At 63.2% G+C, this 22766-nt stretch carries 26 protein-coding genes; 10 read left to right on the forward strand and 16 right to left on the reverse strand.

Going from position 1 to position 22766, the window contains the following annotated elements; all coding sequences use genetic code 11:
• Positions 1-270 precede the first annotated feature (270 nt).
• Positions 271-1137, forward strand: coding sequence for an SMP-30/gluconolactonase/LRE family protein (locus tag JG747_RS25795; RefSeq protein WP_202360318.1), 867 nt, complete (start codon positions 271-273; stop codon positions 1135-1137).
• Here JG747_RS25795 and JG747_RS25800 read toward each other — a convergent pair.
• From JG747_RS25800 to JG747_RS25815, 4 genes are all read right to left on the reverse strand, one after another.
• Positions 1134-1481, reverse strand: coding sequence for an antibiotic biosynthesis monooxygenase (locus tag JG747_RS25800; protein ID WP_202360319.1), 348 nt, complete (start codon positions 1479-1481; stop codon positions 1134-1136). The genes JG747_RS25795 and JG747_RS25800 overlap by 4 nt on opposite strands.
• Before the next feature lie 87 nt (positions 1482-1568).
• Positions 1569-3452, reverse strand: a complete 1884-nt coding sequence (locus tag JG747_RS25805; RefSeq protein WP_202360320.1) for an ABCB family ABC transporter ATP-binding protein/permease — start codon at positions 3450-3452, stop codon at positions 1569-1571.
• A 25-nt stretch (positions 3453-3477) separates the two neighbouring features.
• Entirely contained in the window at positions 3478-3825 is a 348-nt protein-coding gene (locus JG747_RS25810; protein ID WP_202360321.1) for an ArsR/SmtB family transcription factor, read from the reverse strand.
• 67 nt (positions 3826-3892) lie between these two features.
• Positions 3893-4825, reverse strand: a complete 933-nt coding sequence (locus JG747_RS25815) for a LysR family transcriptional regulator (protein ID WP_038645683.1) — start codon at positions 4823-4825, stop codon at positions 3893-3895.
• Positions 4826-4918: 93 nt separating this feature from the next.
• Here JG747_RS25815 and JG747_RS25820 point away from each other — a divergent pair, with 93 nt between their 5' ends.
• Complete coding sequence (locus tag JG747_RS25820; protein WP_038645681.1) at positions 4919-5716, forward strand: NAD(P)H-dependent oxidoreductase; 798 nt, start codon at positions 4919-4921, stop codon at positions 5714-5716.
• A gap of 13 nt (positions 5717-5729) precedes the next feature.
• On the opposite strand, the gene JG747_RS25825 is transcribed toward JG747_RS25820, so the two are convergent.
• Complete coding sequence (locus tag JG747_RS25825) at positions 5730-7205, reverse strand: LysM peptidoglycan-binding domain-containing protein (protein WP_202360322.1); 1476 nt, start codon at positions 7203-7205, stop codon at positions 5730-5732.
• Positions 7206-7347: 142 nt separating this feature from the next.
• Between JG747_RS25825 and JG747_RS25830 the strand changes: the two genes are divergently transcribed.
• Positions 7348-7959: an LOG family protein gene (locus JG747_RS25830; protein ID WP_069091787.1), complete on the forward strand. Its 612-nt coding sequence runs from the start codon at positions 7348-7350 to the stop codon at positions 7957-7959.
• Between the two features lie 35 nt (positions 7960-7994).
• Here the strand turns inward: JG747_RS25830 and JG747_RS25835 are convergent, their stop codons facing one another.
• On the reverse strand, positions 7995-8885 hold the full coding sequence (locus tag JG747_RS25835; protein ID WP_202360323.1) for a LysR substrate-binding domain-containing protein: 891 nt from the start codon (positions 8883-8885) through the stop codon (positions 7995-7997).
• 108 nt (positions 8886-8993) lie between these two features.
• On the opposite strand from JG747_RS25835, the gene JG747_RS25840 reads away from it, so the two are divergent.
• Both JG747_RS25840 and JG747_RS25845 read left to right on the forward strand, forming a co-directional pair.
• Complete coding sequence (locus tag JG747_RS25840) at positions 8994-9284, forward strand: muconolactone Delta-isomerase family protein (RefSeq protein WP_202360324.1); 291 nt, start codon at positions 8994-8996, stop codon at positions 9282-9284.
• Between the two features lie 174 nt (positions 9285-9458).
• On the forward strand, positions 9459-10454 hold the full coding sequence (locus JG747_RS25845) for a transporter (RefSeq protein WP_038645676.1): 996 nt from the start codon (positions 9459-9461) through the stop codon (positions 10452-10454).
• Here JG747_RS25845 and rarD read toward each other — a convergent pair.
• The 8 genes from rarD to cysS all read right to left on the reverse strand — a co-directional run bounded on the left by rarD (position 10432) and on the right by cysS (position 17486).
• Positions 10432-11364, reverse strand: coding sequence for an EamA family transporter RarD (gene rarD, locus JG747_RS25850; protein WP_202360325.1), 933 nt, complete (start codon positions 11362-11364; stop codon positions 10432-10434). The two genes, JG747_RS25845 and rarD, sit on opposite strands and share 23 nt — an antisense overlap.
• Before the next feature lie 83 nt (positions 11365-11447).
• A complete protein-coding gene (cimA, locus tag JG747_RS25855) occupies positions 11448-13070 on the reverse strand; it encodes a citramalate synthase (RefSeq protein WP_202360326.1) in 1623 nt (540 codons plus the stop codon).
• Complete coding sequence (pip, locus tag JG747_RS25860) at positions 13067-14017, reverse strand: prolyl aminopeptidase (protein ID WP_202360327.1); 951 nt, start codon at positions 14015-14017, stop codon at positions 13067-13069. Before pip ends, cimA begins: the two co-directional genes overlap by 4 nt.
• Positions 14014-14490: a GFA family protein gene (locus JG747_RS25865; RefSeq protein WP_202360328.1), complete on the reverse strand. Its 477-nt coding sequence runs from the start codon at positions 14488-14490 to the stop codon at positions 14014-14016. The genes pip and JG747_RS25865 overlap by 4 nt, the downstream gene beginning before the upstream one ends.
• A complete protein-coding gene (locus JG747_RS25870; RefSeq protein ID WP_019857226.1) occupies positions 14487-14978 on the reverse strand; it encodes a GFA family protein in 492 nt (163 codons plus the stop codon). The genes JG747_RS25865 and JG747_RS25870 overlap by 4 nt, the downstream gene beginning before the upstream one ends.
• Before the next feature lie 3 nt (positions 14979-14981).
• Entirely contained in the window at positions 14982-15368 is a 387-nt protein-coding gene (locus tag JG747_RS25875; RefSeq protein WP_038645668.1) for a VOC family protein, read from the reverse strand.
• Positions 15365-15772, reverse strand: coding sequence for an endonuclease domain-containing protein (locus JG747_RS25880; RefSeq protein ID WP_202360329.1), 408 nt, complete (start codon positions 15770-15772; stop codon positions 15365-15367). Before JG747_RS25880 ends, JG747_RS25875 begins: the two co-directional genes overlap by 4 nt.
• A gap of 280 nt (positions 15773-16052) precedes the next feature.
• Entirely contained in the window at positions 16053-17486 is a 1434-nt protein-coding gene (gene cysS / locus JG747_RS25885; protein WP_202360330.1) for a cysteine--tRNA ligase, read from the reverse strand.
• 417 nt (positions 17487-17903) lie between these two features.
• Here cysS and JG747_RS25890 point away from each other — a divergent pair, with 417 nt between their 5' ends.
• The gene (locus JG747_RS25890) at positions 17904-18059 is read left to right on the forward strand and encodes a hypothetical protein (protein WP_019857222.1); all 156 of its coding nucleotides are present in this window, start codon (positions 17904-17906) and stop codon (positions 18057-18059) included.
• A gap of 71 nt (positions 18060-18130) precedes the next feature.
• Here JG747_RS25890 and JG747_RS25895 read toward each other — a convergent pair whose 3' ends face one another.
• Positions 18131-18892 (reverse strand): SOS response-associated peptidase, encoded by a 762-nt coding sequence (locus tag JG747_RS25895; RefSeq protein WP_202360331.1) that lies wholly within the window; start codon positions 18890-18892, stop codon positions 18131-18133.
• Positions 18893-19018: 126 nt separating this feature from the next.
• Here JG747_RS25895 and JG747_RS25900 point away from each other — a divergent pair, with 126 nt between their 5' ends.
• The 4 genes from JG747_RS25900 (at position 19019) to JG747_RS25915 (ending at position 21365) form a co-directional block, all read left to right on the forward strand.
• Complete coding sequence (locus tag JG747_RS25900) at positions 19019-19444, forward strand: NUDIX hydrolase (RefSeq protein WP_019857220.1); 426 nt, start codon at positions 19019-19021, stop codon at positions 19442-19444.
• 72 nt (positions 19445-19516) lie between these two features.
• The gene (locus JG747_RS25905; RefSeq protein WP_019857219.1) at positions 19517-19894 is read left to right on the forward strand and encodes a TIGR02301 family protein; all 378 of its coding nucleotides are present in this window, start codon (positions 19517-19519) and stop codon (positions 19892-19894) included.
• A gap of 350 nt (positions 19895-20244) precedes the next feature.
• Positions 20245-20502 carry a hypothetical protein gene (locus JG747_RS25910; protein ID WP_008874920.1) on the forward strand — a complete coding sequence of 86 codons (258 nt, stop codon included), beginning with the start codon at positions 20245-20247 and terminating at the stop codon, positions 20500-20502.
• A 71-nt stretch (positions 20503-20573) separates the two neighbouring features.
• Complete coding sequence (locus JG747_RS25915) at positions 20574-21365, forward strand: hypothetical protein (RefSeq protein WP_019857218.1); 792 nt, start codon at positions 20574-20576, stop codon at positions 21363-21365.
• Between the two features lie 33 nt (positions 21366-21398).
• Here JG747_RS25915 and JG747_RS25920 read toward each other — a convergent pair whose 3' ends face one another.
• Entirely contained in the window at positions 21399-22730 is a 1332-nt protein-coding gene (locus JG747_RS25920; protein ID WP_202360332.1) for a dihydroorotase, read from the reverse strand.
• Positions 22731-22766: the final 36 nt, after the last annotated feature.

The raw sequence follows: 22766 nt of genomic DNA on the forward strand, positions 1-22766 counted from the left end.
AACGCAACAATCGGCGACGCCGCATTCGTTGCGGCTGGCGGACGTGACGATGGGCTACAGTACCTGCAAAATGCTGGCGGCGCGGTCAACACCCGCCGGCGCCGATACCGATGACAACGAACAAGCCACCGTGATGCGGTGCCAGCGCCCTATCGGCAACTTTTCCTAAACGAAATAACAAAGCGGCTGTCGGAAAGAAGCCCCCTCGCCCGTCCTTGGTGAGACATCCAAGGCTTTCAGCCATGATGACGCGCAACAAGGAGTTCCATAATGCGGATACAATCGGTCACCCCGGCGCGTCTCGTTAGTGCTGGCCTCGCCTTCGGGGAATCGCCGCGCTGGCATGACGGACGCCTGTGGGTCTGCAACTGGGGCACCGGCGAGATCATAGCGATCGATGCCGACGGCAATCGCGAAATCATGCTCACTGTGCCGGCCGTCCTGCCCTATTCCATCGACTGGCTGCCGGATGGGCGGCTGCTGGTCGTCTCAGGCCGGGAAGGCTTGCTGCTGCGACAGGAGGTCGATGGCAGGCTCGTCACCCATGCCGATCTGCGCGGCCTGTCGAAAAGCCCGTGGAACGAGATCGTCGTCGATGGGCGCGGCAACATCTATGTCAATGGCGGCGGGCCGGCGCCGGCTGCCGGTGAGTATTTCGGCCCGGGCACCATCGTGCTGATCATGCCGGACGGCGCGGTCCGGCAAGTGGCTGACAACATCGCCTTTGCCAACGGCATGGCGGTGACGCCGGACAACAAGACGCTGATCCTTGCCGAATCCCATGGCAACCGGCTGACCGCCTTCGATATCGCCGCCGACGGCAGCCTGTCCAACCGGCGCGTGTGGGCCGACCTCGACGGCTATCCCGACGGCATCTGCCTCGATGCCGAAGGCGCGGTCTGGTACGCGGATGTTCCCAACAAGCACTGCGTACGGGTGCGCGAAGGCGGCGAGGTGCTGCAGACCGTCACCGTCGATCGCGGCTGCTTTGCCTGCATGCTGGGCGGCGCGGACAGGAGGACGCTGTTCATCGTCGCCGCCGAGTGGCGCGGCTTCGAGCACATGGTCAGCGACGCCCGCACCGGCCAGGTGCTGAGCTTGGAGGCGCCGGCACCTGGCGTGGGCTGGCCGGGCTAGAGCCCGGGAATCCGCTGATAGTTGGCGATGTCGGCCCGCACGCCGAGGCGCGCGATCGTCTCCTGCGGACTGAAGGCGATGCGCTCATGCGCGGCCTTGACGATCGGAACGACCTTGTCGACGGCCGCCTGGCTTTCCCATTCGACGATCGTCACCAGGTTGAATTCGCCTGGCCCCGAAAATTGCTCGAGCAGGAAATCCTGCACGAACCCCTGCTGCTGGCGCAGCAATTCATGCGTCGTCTTGACCTTGACGAGGATCTCCTTGCGGGCGGCGGCCGGGACGACGAACTTGTCCACCCTGAACACGCTGCCGCCGTTAACGTTCTGATTTATGCCGTTCATTTCGATTGTTCCGTTCCTGGATAATGGCGTTTTCGGGCTCCACGAAAGGCGTACAATCTCAACTTAAGTTGAGGTCAAGCGAAAAAATCAATTGACCTCCGACGTCCGCCGGCGAACGACAACACCGAGCTCGTCGCCCTCGCGGGCAAGGCGCAGGCGCTCCTCGGCTTCGGTCGCCTCGCGCTGGCGGTCCCACATCGAGGCATAGAGGCCATGCTTGCGCATCAGCTCGACATGGGTGCCGCGTTCGGCGATCTGGCCGTCCTTGAGCACGATGATCTCATCGGCGGAAATCACCGTCGACAGGCGGTGGGCAATGACAATGGTGGTGCGGCCCTTGCTGACAAGATCGAGCGCGGCCTGGATCTCCTGCTCGGTGTGGCTGTCCAACGCCGAAGTCGCTTCGTCGAGCATCAGGATCGGCGGCGCCTTCAGGATGGTGCGGGCGATCGCCACGCGCTGCTTTTCGCCGCCGGAAAGCTTCAGCCCGCGTTCGCCGACCATCGATTTGTAGCCGTCTGGCAGCTTTTCGATGAACGGCCCGATCTGGGCGAGTTCGGCGGCCTTGCGCACTTCCTCCTCGCTCGCGCCGACGCGGCCGTAGCGGATGTTGTAGGCGATGGTGTCGTTGAACAGCACCGTGTCCTGCGGCACCATGCCGAGCACCGCGCGCAGGCTGTCCTGGGTGACATCCCGGATGTCCTGGCCGTCGATCAGCACCTGGCCGGCCTGCACGTCGTAGAAACGGAACAGCAGTCGCGAGATGGTCGACTTGCCGGCGCCCGAAGGCCCGACAATGGCGACCGTCTTGCCGGCCGGCACCTCGAAGGAAACACCCTTCAGGATCTTGCGGTTCGGATCATAGGAAAAATGCACGTCGCGGAACTCGACCTTGCCCGCGCCGACGGTGAGCGGCTTGGCGTCCGGCTTGTCGACGATCTCCTGCGGCACGTCGAGCAGGTCGAATATGTGCTCGATATCGGTAAGGCCCTGGCGAATTTCACGGTAGATGAAGCCGATGAAGTTGAGCGGCACGGAAAGCTGCACCAGCATGGCGTTGATGAAGACGAAATCGCCGACGGTTTGCGTATGGGCCTGCACCTCCAGCGCCGACATGCACATGACGACGACCGTGCCGAGGCCGAAGATGACGCCCTGGCCAAAATTCAGCCAGCCGAGCGAGGTCCAGGTCTTGGTGGCGGCGACCTCGTAGCGCGCCATCGAACGGTCGAAGCGGTCGGCTTCCATGCGCTCATTGGTGAAGTACTTGACCGTCTCGAAATTGAGCAGAGAGTCGATCGCCTTGGTGTTGGCGTCGGTGTCGCTGTCATTCATGTCGCGGCGAATCGAGATGCGCCAGTCGCTGGCCTTGACCGTGAACCAGACGTAGAGCCAGACGGTGATTGCCACGACGGCCACATATTTCCAGCCATAGGTGAAACCGAATATGCCTGCGGTCAGCGCGAATTCGAGGATGGTCGGCGCGGTGTTGAGCATGATGAAGCGCACGATCGTCTCGATGCCCTTGGTGCCGCGCTCGATGATGCGCGACAGACCGCCGGTGCGGCGCTCCAGATGGAAGCGAAGCGACAGCTGGTGCATGTGAACGAAGGTGCGGAACGCAAGCTGGCGCACCGCATGCTGGCCGACGCGGGCAAACAGCGCGTCGCGCAACTGGTTGAAGCCAAGCTGAACCAGCCTCAGCACATTGTAGGCGACGACCAGCATCACCGGGGCAAGCATGAAAGATGGCAGCGGCGGCGGCGTCTTGAAGCCGCCCGCCAGCGCATCGGTTGCCCATTTAAAGAAATAGGGACCGGCGACCAGCGTTAGCTTGGCGACGACCAGCAGCAGCGTCGCCCAAGTCACGCGCGCCCTGAGATCGGCGCGCTCGGCTGGCCACATATAGGGCCACAAATTGCGCAATGTCGTCAGCGTTGAGGTGTCGGCGGAGACGGTTTTTTCGACCACTTTTCTTGCCTTTTGGGTGAGAGGGTCAGCGGCCGGAGCAGCAGGAATTGACGAGGGCGTTCAACGATGCCGATACATCGGCAAGGGCTGCGCGATCAACGGCATAGCGCGAGCGCTGACGGTCGGACTCGAAGCGGACCAGACCGGCCTCGACCAGAATTTTCAGATGCTGGGACACGGTGGACTGCGCCAGATCGAAACGGTCGACGACCTCGCGGCAGCAGCAGGAATTGCTGGCCGAGAGATGTTTCAGTATCTCGATCCGGGCCGGATGCGACAACGCCGCAAATCGCGCCGCGACGGCGTGGCTATCCGAGCCGCGGTTGGGTAGAGCGCCGGCAGCGCGGTCTGTTTCAAGTGCGGATTCGGTCATCGTTCATCGGCGATAAACGATGGACGGCACCGCCGCAAGCTACTCTTCCGGGCAGATCGGACGGCAGCTAATGCTCCGGGAGGGATTTCTCGATCCCTGGAATAGCGGCAATCTGTTCAACCAGAAACTCAACCAGCAAGCGGACCCTTGCGACGCCTGCGCGCTCCGGGACGATCAACATGTTCAGCGGAACGGACGGCAGCGAATAATCCGCCAGTATCGTCTCGAGCAAGCCCGCAGCCAGAAGATCGTCCACAAGCCATCGATGCGCCGGCGCGATCCCCCGAGCGGCGATCATGGCCTGCCGCGCGGCAAGTCCATGATCGATCCGCAGCCGCCCGGCGAAAGGCACCGTGTGGCGTTCGCCGCCGGCGCCTTGCAAAACAAGCGTTTCGCTGCCCGCCACGTTCGACATCCGGATGCCCTCATGGCGGGACAGATCCGAAGGGACGGTCGGTCTTCCCCGCGCCGCCAGATAGTCAGGAGAGGCCACGAGCAGACGCCGCGACTGGCCGAGGGTCCTCAGCTTCAACGAACTGTCCGTGAGCGGCCCCAGCCGAAGTGCGATATCGACACCCTCGCGGACGAGGTCCACCCGTTCATCGGTGAGGCTGAGGTCCACTCCAATGTCGGGATGACGGTCCTGAAAAGCGAAGATCAGGCGGCTGACGTGCAAGACACCGAAAGCCGCCGTACAGCTTATCCGGATCGTGCCGGCGGGCGCGCCGCGCGTGCCCCGGGCCTCATCGCTGGCCTGTTCGACGAGGCGCAGGATCTGAACGCTATTGGCATAATAGCGGCTGCCTTCGGCGGTCATCGTGACCCGCCGGGTCGTTCGGCTGAGCAAAGGCACGCCGACCGCTTCTTCGAGCTCCCGAACGTGCCGCGTGATCGTTGACTGCCCGACACCAAGCTCCCGCGCGACGGCCGACAGGCTGCCACGCTCGGCGACGCGAACGAAGCTGCGCATGCGCTCGAATGTAATGTCTGATTTATCCATTATTCGGCACAATGTTATGCATTACCTGCATATAGTGGATCGTATCACCGTTGGCTACGTTTGCGTCAGTTTCCTCAATACCGGATCTGACCCATGAAAGTTCTGCTTGTCTTCGCCCATCCTGAATCACGCTCGCTGAGCGGCGCCCTTCGTGATGTCGCTATCAGGGAACTCGAGGCTCAAGGGCATGAGGTTCGCGTATCGGACCTGTACGCCGAAGGCTGGAAATCCGAAATCGATCGCGCCGACTTCCCGTCGCTGGAACCCGATGCGCGGCTCATCCCGGTCGTGGCTTCCAAGAAGGGTTTCGAGGCCAACACGCTAACCGCAGATGTAAAGGCGGAGATCGAGAAGCTGCTGTGGGCCGACACCTTGATCCTGCAGTTCCCGCTCTGGTGGTTCGCCATGCCGGCAATCCTCAAGGGTTGGGTCGACCGTGTGTTCGCCTATGGATTCGCCTATGGCGTTGGTGAGCATAGCGATCGGCGCTGGGGCGATCGCTATGGCGAGGGCACCCTTGTCGGGAAACGCGCCATGTTGATCGTGACCGCAGGAGGCTGGGAGGAGCACTACACGCCACGCGGGATCAACGGCCCCATCGACGATCTGCTGTTCCCGATCAATCACGGGATCCTCTACTACCCCGGATACGACGTACTTCCGCCGTTCGTCGTCTACCAGGTCGATCGTCTCGACGAGACCGGCTTCGAACCCGTGGCTGAACGGCTGCGTGAGAGGATGCGGACGCTGGCGACGACGGCGCCCATCCCATACCGTCGGCAAAATGGCGGAGATTATCTCATTCCGAGCATGAATCTCCGCCCTGAACTGGGCGATCCCGGGGCAAACGGTTTCGCGCTTCACTCCAACCAAGCAGGCGATGTCAGCTGATCGATGCGGGCTCCTACTGCTTCTTAGTCGGCGCCGTCGTCGCCTGCTCGCCCATTGCCTTGAGGTCGGCGGCTTCGCCTTCCTTGGACTTTTCCGGGACCTTGAACACCTGGCCGGGCCAGATGTGGTCGGGATCCCTGATCTGGTCCTGGTTGGCGAGATAGATGGTGGAATAGCGCACGCCGTGGCCGTAGACGCGTCGCGAAATCCGCCACAGCGTGTCGTTGCGGCGGATAATCACGGCGCCGTCGGCATGTTCGAGCTTGGGCGCTACGGCCTCCGGCACGTCGCTTGGCGGCGTGGTGGCAGCGACAACGGCCGGAGCCTCCGCAGCGGGCGCTGCCGGTGCGGCAGGTGCTTCGGCGGCTGCCGGTGCGGCTGGCTTGGTCTCAGCTGGCTTGGCATCCGCCGGCTTGGTCCCGGCAGGCGCCACGGCGGCAACCGCTTCGCCCGGCTCGCGCTCGAACGGCACCGCGGCGCGGGCCACGACCTTTACGCCGTCGGCATCGAGGCCGTCGACATGGATGGTGTAGCTGCCGACTGGAATGTCGCGCGTCGCTTCGATGAGGAAATGACCGTCCGGCGATGTCAGCGCGTCACCGAGCAGGATGTCGTTGGCATAGGCGCGCACCTTGCGGCCCGGATCGGCGAGACCGGCGACGAAGATCTTGTTGCCGTCGATCTCGACCGCCTCGACGACGATCTTGGGTCCGGCCACGGCGGCGGGCGGTGTCGCCGGCGCGGCGGGCGCCGGAGCGGCAGTTGCGGGCGCTTGAGCGGCCGGAGCTGGCGCCGGTGCAGCCGGAGCGGCAGCCTGGTCGCCGGTGGCAGGTGCTGCCGGTTTGGTCTCGGGCGCGGGAACCGTCAGCAGTTCGGCCGGCTTGCCCGGCTCCTCGACCATGGCCAGCACCTGGCCGGCGGCATTCTTGGGAACCGAAACGACAGCGGTCTGCACCGAGACGGTTACGACCGTGCCGACGGTCGAATGCAGGGTAATCGTATAGTCGCCAGGCTTCAGCGGATCGTCGAGCACGATGACAAAGGCGCCATCGGGACCCGCCATAGTCGAGCCAAGCACCGTCGTGCCGCTCAGGATCTCGACCTTTGAATTGGGCGCTGCATTGCCGGCAATGACGATCGAGCCATTGCCCTCGACGCGCACGACATCGAAAGTCGGCGCGGTCGGGCCGGCCGCTGCGGGTGCGGCCGGTGCAGGCGCTGCCGGAGCTGTAGTCTCTGTCGCGGGCGCGGCTGGAGCAGTCGCCTGAGGCGCCGCGGCGGGAGCGGCCGGCACAGCCGGCGCCGGCAGTCGCCCTTCCGTGCCGGTATCAGCCGGTTTCGGCGCCTCGGGCGGCGTCGAGGCCGCGACCTTCGCCGGCGGCGTTGGATGAAGATACGGGTCGAGTGCGCCCGATATGTAGGCAGTTCCCGCGGCCGCGACGGTCCCACCCGCCGCGAACAGGAACGCCTTCAATGGATTAATTGCCATATTTCCCTACCCCTTAGCCACCTAATGCCGGTCTAGCGTGTTTTGCCAATGCCGACAAGAAAAACGGGCAGTCAAGAAAAAGCTCGGCTTGTCAACCCTTAGGGCTTGACCACGCTTTCAGACCCAATCACCAATCATCAGCATGAACACGATTCGATCCGTCTGCGTCTATTGCGGCTCGTCTCCGGGCCGCAATGAAATCTATGCCAAGGCCGGGCACCTGCTTGGACGCTCGATTGCCAAAGCGGGCCTGCGGCTGATCTATGGCGGCGGCACCAAAGGCATTATGGGCGCCGTCGCAGAAGGCGCGCTCAAGGCCGGCGGCAAGGTGACCGGCATCATTCCCCGCTTCCTGATCAACAGAGAAGCAACCGAAACCGCGCTCGACCGGCTCGACGAGTTGCTGGTCACCGACAACATGCACGAGCGCAAGCATAAGATGTTCGAGAAATCCGACGCCTTTGTGGCGCTGCCTGGCGGCATCGGCACAGTCGAGGAAATCGTCGAGATCATGACCTGGGCGCAACTCGGCCATCACCGCAAGCCGATCGTCTTCGCCAATGTCAACGGATTCTGGGATCCGATGACGGCGTTGCTTGAACACATGACGGCAGAGGGCTTCATCCACACCGCGCAACGGGTCAAGCCGCTGGTCGTCAACGATCCGGAGGCCATCGTCGCCGCCATCATGGTGGCAGGCTCCTCCGTCGACGCCCCGACCGAGGGTGTGCAGTCGGTGATAGACAAGATGTAGGGAATGGGCAGTGGGGAATAGGGCCTGCCTACTGCCTACTGCCTACTGCCTACTGCCTTCCGCAAATCCCCAATCACCGGGCGCTCATCCTGCCGGCGCCAGGCGAGGTAAATCGCCACGCTGCGCTTGAACCAGGGAAGGTCGCGGAAGACTATTCCCGGCGGCGCGGCGCTTCGCAGGCTTTCTTGCACCGTCGCCAGGCCCAGTCCGGCGCTGACCAGGCCGAGCGAGGTCAAGGGATCGGCGGTCTCATAGGCGATGTCGGGCACGAAGCCGGCCTCGATGCAAGCGGCCAGGAACTGGCCGCGGTTGGTGTCGGCGGGCTGGCGCACCACCGTGATCCACGGGCGTCCGTCGAGATGATGCGGGCCGATGTCGGCGACATCCGTAAGCGCATCGCCCTCGGGTATCGCCAGCACCAGCGGCTCGCGGCGGACCAGCATCGAGGCAATTTCAGGATAGTCGGCCGGCGGCGGTGAATAGACCAGGCCGAGATCGAGCGTGCGCTGGCGCAGCCCTTCCAGTTGCGCGGCAGAGCGCAGGCTCATCAGGCTGAGATGCAATTGCGGCCGCTCGCGGCGGAATTGGCTGAGCATGTCGGCGACCAGCCCGGCATGCACTGCGCCCTCGACATAGCCGATGGCGAGACGGCCGACCGCGCCGCTGGCAAGGCTGCGGCCGAACTCCTCCACGCGCCGCGCATTGGCAATCAGAGCGCGGGCCTCGGCGAGGAAGGCTCGGCCCTCGGCGTTGAGATGAACCCGCTGCTTTGCCCGTTCGAACAGAGTGACGCCCAGTTGCTCCTCGAGCTGCATGATCCGCCGGCTGAGTGGCGATTGCGAGATGCGCAGGATCTCGGCGGCGCGACCGACATTGCCGGTTTCGGCGACGGTGATGAAGTAGCGGAGCTGGCGCAGGTCGAACACGTTTTCTCCGACGATTTAGTCCTTTCAGGTCTGAACTCTATCCTAATCAGTCTTGGACAGTCTGACGAGCCGCAGGGATAGTCGGCCACCCAACCAAAGGAGACCCACATGCAGTTCTTCGCCCTTCTCACCCGCAACACCGCAAAGTTCAGTGACGCTGACTTTGCACCGCTTCTGCCCGGCGAAGCCGAACAGCGCCGCTCGCTCTACGCCGAAGGTGCCGTGCGCCAGGTCTGGAACCGTGGCGACATCCCCGGCAGCGGCATGATGTTCGAGGCGGCCGACGACACCGAAGTGCGCGGCCACCTCGCCACCTTGCCGCTGATCAAGGCCGGCATGATGGACGTCACCGCGATCGTGCCCCTCAACCCCTATCCCGGGTTTGGGCCGAAGCGCTGAGTTACCCCCAATCGCAATGCGGTGGCGGTGAAGGTGCCGCCACCGCGCGTCCCTGCTCGACACACTGTGATCGACTGTCAAGAAACTGTCACACGAAACCGGCTTCCCGCATGCTAAGACCTTGCAGTGAGCCGGTTGCGCGGTTCGTTGCTTGGACCATCTGGAGAAGCGACAGTGAACATCGCCCTCCCCGCCGAAGGCACCGACCTTTCGCCCTATTTGCCCGATGAGCACGGGCTGTTCTTCATCTACCATTTCACCGCTGAAGGCGTGCGCACCAAGGATCCCGCGCAAGCCCACTGGACCTGGCGCAGCTACCAGATCACCGACCTCCACGCGCGCCAGGAGATCGGCGCCGAGCAGGCCCTGCCGGCCCCGGCGCGTGACGCATTCCTCGCCCCCAGCCATGGCTGCCACATCGATTATGAGGATGGTTGGCTCTATGGCGATCTGCCGGACCTCAAGCACGATTTCTCGGAGGCGCGCGGGCTCGTCCATTTCCGCTTCGCTTTCAACGACACGATGCTGATCGGCGCCCGCAAACAGCCGCTGGAGTCGGTCGACGCCATCCGCAAGGCGGTGGAGAATGGATCGCGGAAATTCCGCTCGCCGTCGGACCTGATCGAGGCGGTCATGGGCCAGTCGCTCGATGGCATGTCGGGTGAACTCGGCAAGCTTGGCGATGCGCTTGACGGCATAGAGGACCGCGTCGTGCGCGATGCATGGCACAATGAACGCCAGGCGCTGGTCGAGGCGCGCCGGCAACTGGTGGTGATTCACCGGCAGATGGCGACGCTCACCAACCTGTTCCGGCATCTCGACCATTCGCATCGCGACGAGCTGCCTGATCTGATCAATGATATGGCGGCCAGACTCTCGCACCGGGCACTCACCCTCTATAATGACGGCGAGCAGTTGCAGGCACGCACGAGGTTGTTGCAGGACGAGCTGATGGCGAAACTGACCATGCAGTCGAACCAGCTTCTCTACGTTCTCTCCGTCATGACGGCGGTGCTGTTGCCGATGACCATCATCTCGGGCCTGTTCGGCATGAATGTCGGCGGTTTGCCCCTGGTCGACACGCCGATGGGTTTCTGGGTGGTGACCGCGGTCTCGCTGCTGATCGCCGGCGTGACCTATCTCTTCGTCAGGCGGCTCGGACAGATGTAGCCGCCGCCCGTCGCGCGGTGATCAGCATCGACCAGGAATACATCGCCAGCGCCGTCCAGATCAGGGCAAAGGCTATGGCTTGTGCCGTGCCGAACGGCTCGTCGAAGATCAGAACCGCGATCAGGAAAACCATGGTCGGCGCGATGTACTGCATGATGCCGATGGTGGAGAGGCGCAAAAGCTTGGCGCCGAACGCGAACAAAAGCAGCGGCACCGACGTGACCGGACCGCAGCCGATCAGCAGCGCCGTGTCGGTGCCGGTGCTCGACACGATGTGGTCCTGTCCGGTCGCGATCAGGTAGACGATATAGCTAAGAGCCGGCACGGACAGCAAAAGCACTTCGAGCAGAAAGCCCTGGCTTGGCCCGATCGGCAGCGTCTTGCGGAAGAAGCCGTAGGCGGCGAAGGAAAACGCCAGCGCCAGCGACACCCAGGGCAGCTTGCCGCCCTCGATTGTCAGCACCGTGACGGCAACCGTCGCCAACGCGACCGCCGCGATCTGCAACCGGTCGAGCTTTTCGCCCAGCAGCACGGCTCCGACCACGACCACCACCAGCGGGTTGATGTAATAGCCAAGCGCGGTCTCGACGGTGCGATCGACGGCGATCGCCCAGACATAGATGCCCCAGTTGACCGAGATCAGCGCCGCCGTCAGCGCCGCCATGGCGATGGTGCGAGGCGAACGAATGGCCGCCTTGAAGTCCGCCGTGCGGCCGGCCCAGACCAGGACCGCCGCGGCGATCGGCACGGACCAGACGATGCGGTGGGCGATCACCTCGGCAAGAGGCAGATGCGCCACCGCTTTCATGTAGAAAGGCAGCACACCCCACAAGAGATAGGCGCCCAGCGCCAGCAGGAAGCCGCGACGGGCCTTTGACTCTGCGTCCAGGGCAATTGCTTCAGTGACCATGGCCCAACCCTATGGCCCAGTAACCTTGGCAAGACCATCACAAAGTTCTGATGGATCAATGGACTTCCGCTGATGGTTCAACCTTATTCGGCAGCAACAAGTCCGGCCATCTCGCGGTTCTTCATCAGCTTGTAGATGATCGAATCCATCAGCGCCTGGAACGAAGCGTCGATGATGTTTTCGGAAACCCCGACCGTCCACCAGCGCGCACCAGTGCCGTCATGCGATTCGATCAGGACGCGAGTGATGGCCTCGGTGCCGCCATTGAGGATACGCACCTTGAAGTCGGCGAGCTCGAGGTCGACGATCTCGCTCTGGTACTTGCCGAGATCCTTGCGCAGCGCGATGTCAAGCGCGTTGACCGGGCCATGCCCTTCCGCCACCGACATCTTCTCCTCGCCGTCGACAAGTACTTTCACGATCGCCTCGGACACCGTCTTCAACTGACCATTGGCGTCGAAGCGGCGCTCGACCATGCAGCGGAATGAGGTGACATTGAAGAATTCCGGCAGGCCGTGCAGCATCTTGCGCGCCAGGAGCTCGAAGGATGCATCGGCGCCCTCATAGGCATAGCCCTCGGCCTCGCGCTCCTTGACGACTGATATCAGCGCGTCGAGCCGATGATCGTCCCTGGGCACCTCGATGCCGCGCCGCTTCAGCTCGGCGAGGAAATTGGCCTTGCCGCCCTGGTCGGAGACCATGACGCGGCGGCGGTTGCCGACGGATTCCGGCGGCACATGCTCATAGGTCGCCGGTTCCTTGGCCAGGGCGGAGGCATGGATGCCGGCCTTGGTGGCGAAAGCCGAGGCACCGACATAGGGCGCCTGCGCTTCCGGCGCGCGGTTCAGCAATTCATCGAATGCACGCGACAGACGCGAAATCCCGGTCAGCGCTTCGGCCGAAATGCCTGATACAAAGCGATCCGCGAAGGCCGGCTTCAGCGCCAGCGTCGGCACGATCGAGATCAGATTGGCGTTGCCGCAGCGCTCGCCTATGCCATTCAGCGTGCCCTGGATCTGGCGCACACCGGCCTCGACCGCGGCCAGCGAATTGGCGACCGCCTGGCCCGTGTCGTCATGGGCGTGGATGCCCAGATGATCACCGGGAATGCCTGATGCGATGACCTTGGCGACGATGGTACGCACTTCCGAAGGCTGCGTGCCGCCATTGGTGTCGCACAACACCACCCAGCGTGCGCCGGCATCGTAGGCCGTCCTGGCGCAGGCCAGCGCATAGTCCGGATTGGCCTTGAAGCCGTCGAAGAAGTGCTCGCAATCGACCATCGCCTCCTTGCCCGAAGCCACAGCGGTTTCGACCGAAGTCTTGATCGACTCCAGATTCTCCTCGTTGGTGCAGCCGAGCGCTACGCGGACATGATAGTCCCAGCTCTTGGCGACGAAGCAGATGGCGTCGGATTTCGATTGCACAAGCGCTGCAAGGCCGGGGTCGTTGGATGCCGACACCCCTGCCCGCTTGGTCATGCCGAAGGCAACGAATTTGGCGCTTGCCGTGCGTTTCTGCTGAAAGAACGCCGTGTCGGTCGGATTGGCGCCAGGATAGCCGCCCTCGACATAGTCCATGCCGAAATCGTCGAGCAGTTTTGCAATCGCGATCTTGTCCTCGACGGAAAAGTCGATGCCCGGCGTCTGCTGGCCATCGCGCAATGTGGTGTCGAAGAGATAGAGACGCTCGCGGGTCATGGTCATTTGCCTGCAAATTTGTCCGTCGCGCGGATCAGCCGATCGAGGATGCCCGGCTCCGAATAGGCATGGCCGGCGCCCTCGATCAGGTGAAAGTCGGCCTTCGGCCAGACCTTGTGCAGCGCCCAGGCATAACGCGCCGGACACGGCATGTCGTAACGGCCATGGACGATGGTGCCGGGGATATCCTTGAGCTTCCAGGCATCGCGCAGCAGCTGCCCCTCGTCGAGCCAGCCGGCATGGACGAAATAATGGTTCTCGATGCGGGCGAAGGCGATGGCATAGTCGTCCTCGCCAAACTTGTCGCTGGTTTCCGGCTCGGGCAGCAGCGTGATGGTTTCGCCTTCCCACAGGCTCCACGCGCGGGCTGCTTCCAGCTGCGCCTTGCGGTCCGAGCCGACCAGCCGCTTGCGGTAGGCCGCCATCATGTCGCCGCGCTCGGCTTCGGGGATCGGCGCGACGAAACGCTCCCATTTGTCGGGGAACATCTCGGAGACGCCGAACTGATAGTACCATTCGAGCTCGGCGCGGGTCAGCGTGTAAATGCCGCGCACCACCAGTTCGCTGACACGATCGGGATGCGTCTCGGCATAGGCGAGCGCCAGGGTCGAGCCCCAGGAGCCGCCGAACACCAGCCATGTGTCGAAGCCGGCCATCTCGCGCAGCCGCTCGATGTCGGCGACGAGATGCCAGGTGGTGTTGGCCTCCAGTGAGGCGTTCGGCGCCGACTTTCCGCAGCCGCGCTGATCGAACAGGATGACGTCGTAGAGTTTTGGGTCGAACAGCCGCCGGTGTTTGGGCGAGATGGTGCCGCCAGGTCCGCCATGCAGGAACACGGCCGGTTTGGCGCCCTTGGTGCCGGAACGCTCCCAATAGACCTCATGGCCATCGCCGACATCGAGCATGCCGCTGTCGAACGGTTCGATCTCCGGGTAGAGGGTGCGCAAGCTCATAGTTTCAGGCCCTGTTGCGGCCAGTTGGCCGTTTCGTGATCGGGATGCTGGAAGGAGATGATCTGCTCCTGCCTTGCGTAAAAGTCGGGATCGTCATGAACCGGCGTCTCGAAGATTTTTTCCACCCAGGGCAGCCGGGACGCGTAATTGACCTGAATTTGCGGCGCCAGGTCCGAGCGGTCGTCGAAGGCGCCGATGGCGATCTCCAGCCCGCCGGGCTGGCGGTAGGTCAGCGGCGTGCCGCAACGGGCGCAGAAGCCGCGATCGATGTTGACCGAAGACTGGAAATAGCTCGGTTCCTCATGGGTCCATTCGATACCGTCCCTGGGCGCCGTCACCAGCGCGCCGAAGAACGAGCCGAACTGTTTCTGGCACATGCGGCAATGGCAGATGGACGGGCGCCCAAGCGCCCCCTTGATGCGGAAGCGCACGGCGCCGCACTGGCAACCGCCGGTTCGGACAGTCTCGGTCATGGTCTTTCCTCCGGCGGCCATTGGTCGGTGTCGTGATCGGGATGCTGGTAGGACACAAGCTCGGCGAGATAGGGAGCCGAACCCATGTCCGCCATCGTATCCTCGCCCGGCAGTTGCGGGATCGAATCCACATAAGGCAGTTTTGCCTCGGTGCCCCACTGGATGGTCGGCGCGATGTCAGCCGGATCGTCGAAGGCGGCGATCGCCAGCGCCATGCCGTCGGGCGCCTCGAAGGTCAGCGGCGTGCCGCATTCGGCGCAGAAGCCGCGCCAGGCAGCATTGGAGGAACGAAAGCGCTTGGGCTCGCCGCGCGTCCAGTCAACCCTGGCGCCGCGCACCGAGACCAACGGCAGGTAGAAATTGCCGCTCGCCTTCTGGCACATGCGGCAGTGGCAGATCGAGGCGTCGCCAAGCGTGCCTTCGACGCGGAAGCGCACCGCGCCGCATTGGCAGCCGCCTGTGTAGACCGGCCGGTTGTCAAGGCTCATGGCTCACTCCGGCTCATGGCAGACGGCCTCGACATTGTTGCCGTCGGGGTCGAAGACGAAGGCGCCATAATAGTTCGGATGATAGTGTGGGCGCAGGCCCGGCGCGCCATTGTCCTTGCCGCCGGCTGCCAGGGCCGCGGCATGGAAGGCATCGACCTCGGCGCGACTGCGCGCGGTGAAGGCAACGTGTTGATGGGCCTTTTGACCACCCTTGCCTTCCTGCAGCCAGAACACGGGCCGATCACGGCCATAGCCACCGACCTTGGCACCGCCGGTGTATTCCAGCGGCACCATATAGAGCAGCGAAGCGCCAAGCGGCGCCATCGCCTTGTCGAAGAAAGCCTTCGAAGCCTCGAAGTCGGCAACATCGATGCCGAGATGGTCGATCATGGAAATGCCTCCCTTGCTGGCTCACGTGCTGGCACTTCGGCACCGGCCAAACCGGCCTCGATCACGATGTGCTGGCAGACATTGTCGATATCGCGAATGACGTCGTCGTTCCAGAAACGCAGGATGGTCCAGCCGCTGGCCTTCAGATAGACGCTTCGCGCCTCGTCGTACTGGAGATGTTCCTCGTCAGCATGCTGGCTGCCATCGACCTCGACAATGAGGCGATGAGCCGAACACGCAAAGTCCACGATATAGGGCCCAATCGGCACTTGCCGCCGAAAGCTCATCTCCATCAGCCGGTGAGCACGTAACTCGTTCCAGAGTTTCAACTCTGCATCGGTCATGACGCGACGCATGGATTTGGCGTTTCTTCGCTGACGGGATGGAACGAGGTCGTGCCCCATCAAACACTCCTTCGCCGGCAACTAGCGAAATCGGCCACGAGGGCTGATCTCCCCCCTTGCGGGGGAGATGCCCGGCAGGGCAGAGGGGGGTGCTGTCCCGCCGGCCTGTCAGCTTGCGACCGCTGCCTTCTCAAGAAGTGATTGGAATAAGGGGGGACAAACGGAAACCTTGGCGTTCCTTCACACCCCCCTCTGTCCTGCCGGACATCTCCCCCGCAAGGGGGGAGATCGGCTGTCACCGGCGCCTCCGCCAAACTTGCAAAGGTGCTTGGCGCTACCCTCACCGCTTGACCTCCCAAGTCGTCACACGTTCGCCGGTGGCCGGATCCTTGCCGTCCTTCAACTGTACACCCTGCGCCAAAAGCTCGTCGCGGATGCGGTCGGCTTCGGCCCAGTTCTTCGCCGCGATAAAGGCGAGGCGATCGGCGATCGCCTTGGCAACCTTGTCCTCATCCACCTTTGCCGAGGCAACATCGAAGCCGAGGAACAGCAGTGACGCCTTCAGCGCGGCGGCGGCTTCGTTGCCTTCCGCGGCCTCGCTGGCCAACTGCGTCAGCACCTGGAAGGCGGCATAGGTGGCGAGATCGTCCGACAAGGCACTGATGACCTCCACCGGCACCTGCCCGGCCGCGGGCACCAGATCCGCGGCGCGTTTCCATTTGCGCAGCGTGTTCTCCGCCTCCTCCAGCTTGCGCACGGAGAAGTCGATCGGCTCGCGGTAGTGCGTCATCAGCATCGCCAGCCGCAGCACCTCGCCCGACCAGCTGCGGCCGCCGAAGGTCTCCGTCTCCAGCAGTTCGTGGATCGAGTAGAAATTGCCGAGGCTCTTCGACATCTTCTGCCCCTCGACCTGCAGGAAGCCGTTGTGCATCCAGACATTGGCCATGACTGACGTGCCGTGGGCGCAGCGCGACTGGGCGATTTCGTTCTCATGATGCGGGAAGATGAGATCGAGGCCGCCGCCATGGATGTCGAACACCTCGCCGAGATAAGCCGCCGACATCGCCGAGCATTCGATGTGCCAGCCGGGCCGACCCCTGCCCCATGGGCTCTGCCAGCCCGGCTCTTCCGGTGAGGACAGCTTCCACAGCACGAAATCGCCGGGGTTCTTCTTGTGCGCATCGACGGCGACGCGGGCGCCGGCCTGCTGTTCGTCGAGATTGCGCTTCGACAGTTGGCCGTAGTCCGGCATCGACGCCGTGTCGAACAGAACTTCACCTGCCGCGACATAGGCATGGCCGCGTTTGATCAGGCTTTGAATCAAGGTGATCATGTCGGCCTTGCCATCGGCGCGGGGCTCGACGAATTCGGTGGCGCGCGGTTCGACCGTTGGCTCCAGGCAGCCAAGCGTGGCGACATCCCTGTGGAACTGGTCGGCGGTCTTTTCGGTCACCCGCCGGATGGCTTCGTTGAGCGACAGCTTTCCGGCCGATATCTCGCTGCCGAAATCGCGCAGTGCACGCGCGTTGATCTTGTCGTCGACGTCGGTGATGTTGCGCACATAGGTGACATGCGCCTCGCCATAGAGATAGCGCAGCAGGCGAAACAGCACGTCGAAGACGATGACCGGCCTGGCATTGCCGATATGGGCGAAGTCGTAGACGGTCGGGCCGCAGACATACATGCGCACGTTGAGCGCATCGATCGGAACGAAATTCTCTTTCGTTCGCGTCAGCGTGTTGTAGAGGCGCAGGCCCTGCGATGCGTCGGACATTCCATGCCTTCCCGGTTCAGAACTTTTTATCTGGATGGAGCCAGTCCCGCGCCGAGGCGCAAATCAGACTCCAGCCTGCTGGCCGGGGCGTTTGTCCAATCTGGGGAAAGATGAGGCGAAAACGTCCGGACCAGCGCGAGGCTAGCCAATAATGCAAATGCCACAAATGGCGAAAGACGTTTTCATGGGCGGCTTTATCGCCTTGGTCAGTGTTGCCGTCAAGCCGCTGCTTCCAAGAAAAACGCCGTAAAGATTGGCAAACGCGTCGCCCGATCACGCGGAATCAGGCAGTGAAACATTTTATTAAACATGTCGGCACAGTCATGAAACATTCGCCGGCTAGATCACCAAACGTCACGATTTGGTCGGATTCAACGGTCAAACGCGAACACGAAAACGTTACCTGGGAAGAGAAACATGCCTCGAAGCAAGCAGGAAGCCAACCGCGCCAAGCAACCGGCGCTGGCCAGCCACTATCGCGCCATCGGCCCGGCCGCGATCGTCGCCGCCCTTCTTCATACCGCGAAGAAAAAGAAGCCGGCGCCGAAGATCGTATCACCCCGCGCTGCCTGAAGGAGTGTGCGGCCGGCGCCAAAGGCGCCGGGCATGAGGCGCTCACATACGCCTCGAAATAGCGGTATCCCTTAGAACAACGTCATCTGACTGTCGTCCGCGCCAGGCTTCTGGCGCCTGGTCTTCTCGGGCTCCGGCCCGACCTCGCCCCTCTGCTGAATCTCCGGGCCGGTGTTGGCGACCTTGTTGACGAGGTCGGAGACAGGGATAGCCTCGAAGAAATCGGGCTGCGCCGGCCGCAGCAGGTCGGCAACATCGCGCGGCTCCAACGTGCGGCAATCCAGCCAGCGGGCGAAATCCCCGGGATCGATCACCACCGGCATCCGGTCGTGGATATGAGCGATGTCGGCATTGGCATTGACCGTCAGGATGGCGCCGGTGTCCATTTCCGAGCCCCCAGGCTCGGCATAGGTCTCGATCAGGCCGGCAAAGGCGACCAGGCCGCCATGCCTGGGCCGGATCCAGTAGGGTTGCCCCTTCTTGCCCCCGCTCTGCCGCCATTCGTAGAAGCCAGACGCCGGCACCAGCGCGCGGCGATGACGCATGGCGGCCTTGAACGAGGCCTTTTCGATTGCGCCTTCCGAGCGCGCGTTGAACAGCAGCGGAAACTCACTTGTGTCCTTGACCCAGGTGGGAATGAGGCCCCAGCGCACCAGCATCGGTTGCCGATCCGGCAAATTGGAGCCCGGTGCACGCGGCGCGCCGGCGGTCGCCATCAGCACGGGTTGCGTCGGCGCGATGTTGTAGCGCGCCGGGAAATCCTCCAGCTCGGCCAGGCCGAGAAAGGCGGCGGTCTGATTCGGTGTGGCGGCCAAGGCAAAACGTCCGCACATGATCGATTGCTCCTGCCTTCGAATGGTTCCAGAAAGTGGCGATGGAACAGCCGCACTGCAACCGCTAAAGCTGTCCGGCGCTGACCCGTCCACAGCGGGCTGCGGCGGTCGAACGGTTGGGAAGCCATGAGCGATACACGAAAGATACTGCCGGCGGTCTCGGTAGCCGTGGTGCGTGGCGACACCGTGCTCTTGGTCAAGCGGGCGCGGCAACCTTCGCAGGGTCTCTATGCCTTTCCCGGCGGCAAGGCCGAGGCCGGCGAGACGCTGGAGGATGCCGCCAAGCGCGAGTTGCACGAAGAGACCGGTTTGCGTGCCACCGGTTTTCGCCCGCTTCGGGTAATTCATATCGACGGCAGGGACGATTCTCACCCGGTCGATTACCGCCTCACGGTCTTCGGCGCCGCCTATGCCGGCGGCGAGGCCGTGGCGAGCGACGATGCCGAGACAGCAGCCTTCTACACACTCCGCGAGATGGCGGCGCTGCCGCTTGCCGGCTCGGTGTTCGCGGTGGCGGAAGATCTGCTTGGCCGACTTGCTGGTTCCCCCTGAAAGCCGCTGAATTCCCCAACCGCCGGGCCGGAAACGCCTTGCAGGCGACAAATTGTTTGGTCACATAGACTTATGAGCCGTGCTCGTTTTCTTGTCGCTTTATGCCTTGCCGTCAGTACGGCCGTGGCCGTGCGGCCGGCGTTCAGCGTCGAGTCGCCGTTCGAGCCGGGGCTGATGCGGTTGGCGGAGGTGCTGGGGTCGCTGCATTTCCTGCGCAATCTGTGCGGCGAGAAGGGCGACCAGTGGCGTGGCGAAATGGAAAAACTGCTCGAATCGGAAAATCCGGATCCGGAGCGTCGCGCCCGCTTCATCGCCAGCTTCAATCGCGGCTATCGTTCCTTCGGCGGCACCTATACGCAGTGCACCGCTTCAGCCACGGAAGCCATTAGCCGTTACATGAAGGAAGGCGAGACGCTGTCGCGCGATATCGCCTCGCGCTATGGCAATTAGGCGTCCATCAACAGATATCCGAGCCGTCGCCGGTCCTATCAGACAAATCTGGCTTGTAGCGGTCTGTGTCTTGGTGCAATCCTGATGTTGCACTTCTGCAACAGCGTTAATCAAACGTTACCGCAAGAATGCGAAATTAACTCAAACTGAAGGTTTTCACCCCGCAGGCAGGCCTAATCGGCTAAGTTTGATCCGGGTTGAAACGCAGCTTCGCCAAACACAGCCGTCTGCTGTAAAGACGATCAAAAAAATGTCGTATTTACAGATACTTACTTAGGGCTGCGTGTAAACGGAACAGATCAAGCCTGATCCGCACTGATGGATCGCAGCTTGAAAGGGTGGACATCGCTATGGAACATGGTGTCAACGACATCGATGCGCTGGTCAGGGAAGAAAAACGCCTGACGGCGGTGGAAAGCCACAGCGAAGCCTGGGCCGAGGGCCTTTCGGCCGGCATCGAGCCCGAGATCATTGCCGAGGCGGCGCTTGAGACCGCGTTCGGTGAAATGCTGCGCGCCAACGGCGAGACATCGGCCCTTGCCCTGCTCGACCGCATGCGTGAAAAGGTGATTGCTGGCGCCTTCGAACCCGAGCGGCTGCGGCACTGAACCGACATCCGGTTCTTTGACGATCGAGTGCCGTTTGGGCATCATGCCCGGGAGCCAAGGAGATACGGGCAGTGAATTTTCCGATGTCAGGCGGGCCGAAGGGCTTGGTCCTCTACATCCGTCTCGCCGCTTGCTGTGCCGCGATTGCCTTTGTGACGTGCCTGGCAAGCAGCCCGGCCTATGCGCTGAGCGAGATCCAACGCGAAGACCTTCCCTCACCTGTCACCCCGTCAGCGGATGATGACGTCTCGTCGCCCGGCGGCGCGATTCCCATGCCCGACCCGGTGGGAACGCCGCCTTCGACCGGCCAGCAGCCTGCCGCTCCAGATGCGGCAGAGCCCGACAGTCCAGCGGATGGCGGCAGCAACAGGCCGCGTGTCGATCCCGAGGCGCCCTTGCCTGAAGTCGTCTACGACCTTGGCAAGCTGCCCGAGCCCGTGCGGCGCATGCATGATCTGATCATCGAGGCCTGCAAGAGCGGCGACATCGAAAAGCTCCGGCCCCTGATCGGCAAGGGCGACAGCATGACCCAGCTGTCACTGGCCGACATCGACGGCGACGCCATTGCCTTCCTCAAAGGGCTGTCCGGCGACCCTGACGGCCAGGAGATCCTGGCCATACTGGAGGAAGTGCTCAGCGCCGGCTATGTCCATGTCGACGCCGGAACAGCGCAGGAACTCTATGTCTGGCCGTATTTCTTCGCGCTGCCGCTGGACAAGCTCGACGCCAAGCAGCGGGTCGAACTGTTCAAGATCGTCACCGCCGGCGATTTCGACGACATGAAGCAGTTCGGCGCTTATATCTTCTATCGCGTCGGCATCACGCCTGCCGGGCAATGGACATTCTTCGTCGCCGGGGACTGAGTGGCTTGCTCCTGCTTGTAGGGATAGGGAAGCTCAGACGACAAGGGCCTCGGAAAACTCCACCGCCCTGCCCTGGCCCGGTGTGACGATTTCGCCTTCCCACATAACGCGGCGGCCGCGAATGACGGTGCCGACCGGCCAGCCGGTGACTTCCTTGCCGTCATAGGGCGTCCAGCCCGCCTTGGAGCCGGCCTGCGCATTGGTGATGGTCTCGCGCCGCTTCATATCGACAACCGTGAAGTCGGCGTCGTAGCCGGCGGCGATGCGGCCTTTTCTGGCCATGCCGAAAATGCGCTGCGGGCCGTGGCTGGACAGGTCGACGAAGCGCTGCAAGGTCAGCCGGCCTGCGTTGACGTGGTCGAGCATGATCGGCACCAGCGTCTGCACGCCGGTCATGCCCGAGGGCGAGGCTGGATAAGGTTTTGCCTTTTCGGCCAGCGTGTGCGGTGCGTGGTCGGAGCCGAGCACGTCGACGATGCCTTGCGCGATGCCGTGCCAGACGCCATCGCGGTGGCGGGAGGCACGCACGGGTGGGTTCATCTGGATCAGCGTGCCGAGCCTGAGATAGTCGTCGGCGCTCAGCGTCAGATGGTGCGGCGTCGCCTCGCAGGTCGCGACGTCCCTGTGCTGTTCAAGGAACAAGATCTCCTCGGCGGTCGAGATGTGCAGGACATGGATGCGGGCGCGAACGTCGCGCGCGATGCGCACCAGCCGTTCGGTGCAACGCAAGGCGGCGATCTCGTCGCGCCAGACCGGATGCGATGACGGGTCGCCCTCGATGCGTTCGCCAAGGCGCTCGCGCAGCCGGAACTCGTCCTCCGAATGAAAGGCGGCACGGCGGCGAGTGTTCCGCAGGATCGAGGCGACGCCTTCGTCGTCCTCGACCAGCAGGTCGCCGGTGGACGAACCCATGAAAACCTTTATGCCCGCGGCGCCCGGCAGCCGCTCGAGCTCGCCGACATCCCTGGCGTTATCGCGGGTACCGCCGACCCAGAACGCGAAATCGCAATGCATACGGTGGCTGCCTCGCCGAACCTTGTCGGCCAGCGTTGCCTCGCTGGTGGTCAACGGGTTGGTGTTGGGCATCTCGAACACGGCGGTGACGCCGCCAAGCACCGCCGCCCGCGAGCCGGTTTCCAGATCTTCCTTGTGCTCCAGTCCCGGCTCGCGAAAATGCACCTGACTGTCGATGACGCCCGGCAGGATGTGCAGGCCGCGACAGTCGATCGTCTCGCCGGCCGAGGCCTGGCGGAGATCGCCTATTGCGGCGATGCGTCCGTTCTTCACGCCGATGTCACGTGCCCCCTCGCCATCATGGTTGACCACTGTGCCGCCTGTCAGGATGAGGTCGTAGGTCATGGCCATGCTCTCTTGCGGGGGGAGTGTCAGCGGCTTACGTAA

The sequence above is a fragment of the Mesorhizobium sp. 131-3-5 genome, assembly GCF_016756575.1.
Lineage (GTDB): Bacteria > Pseudomonadota > Alphaproteobacteria > Rhizobiales > Rhizobiaceae > Mesorhizobium > Mesorhizobium jarvisii.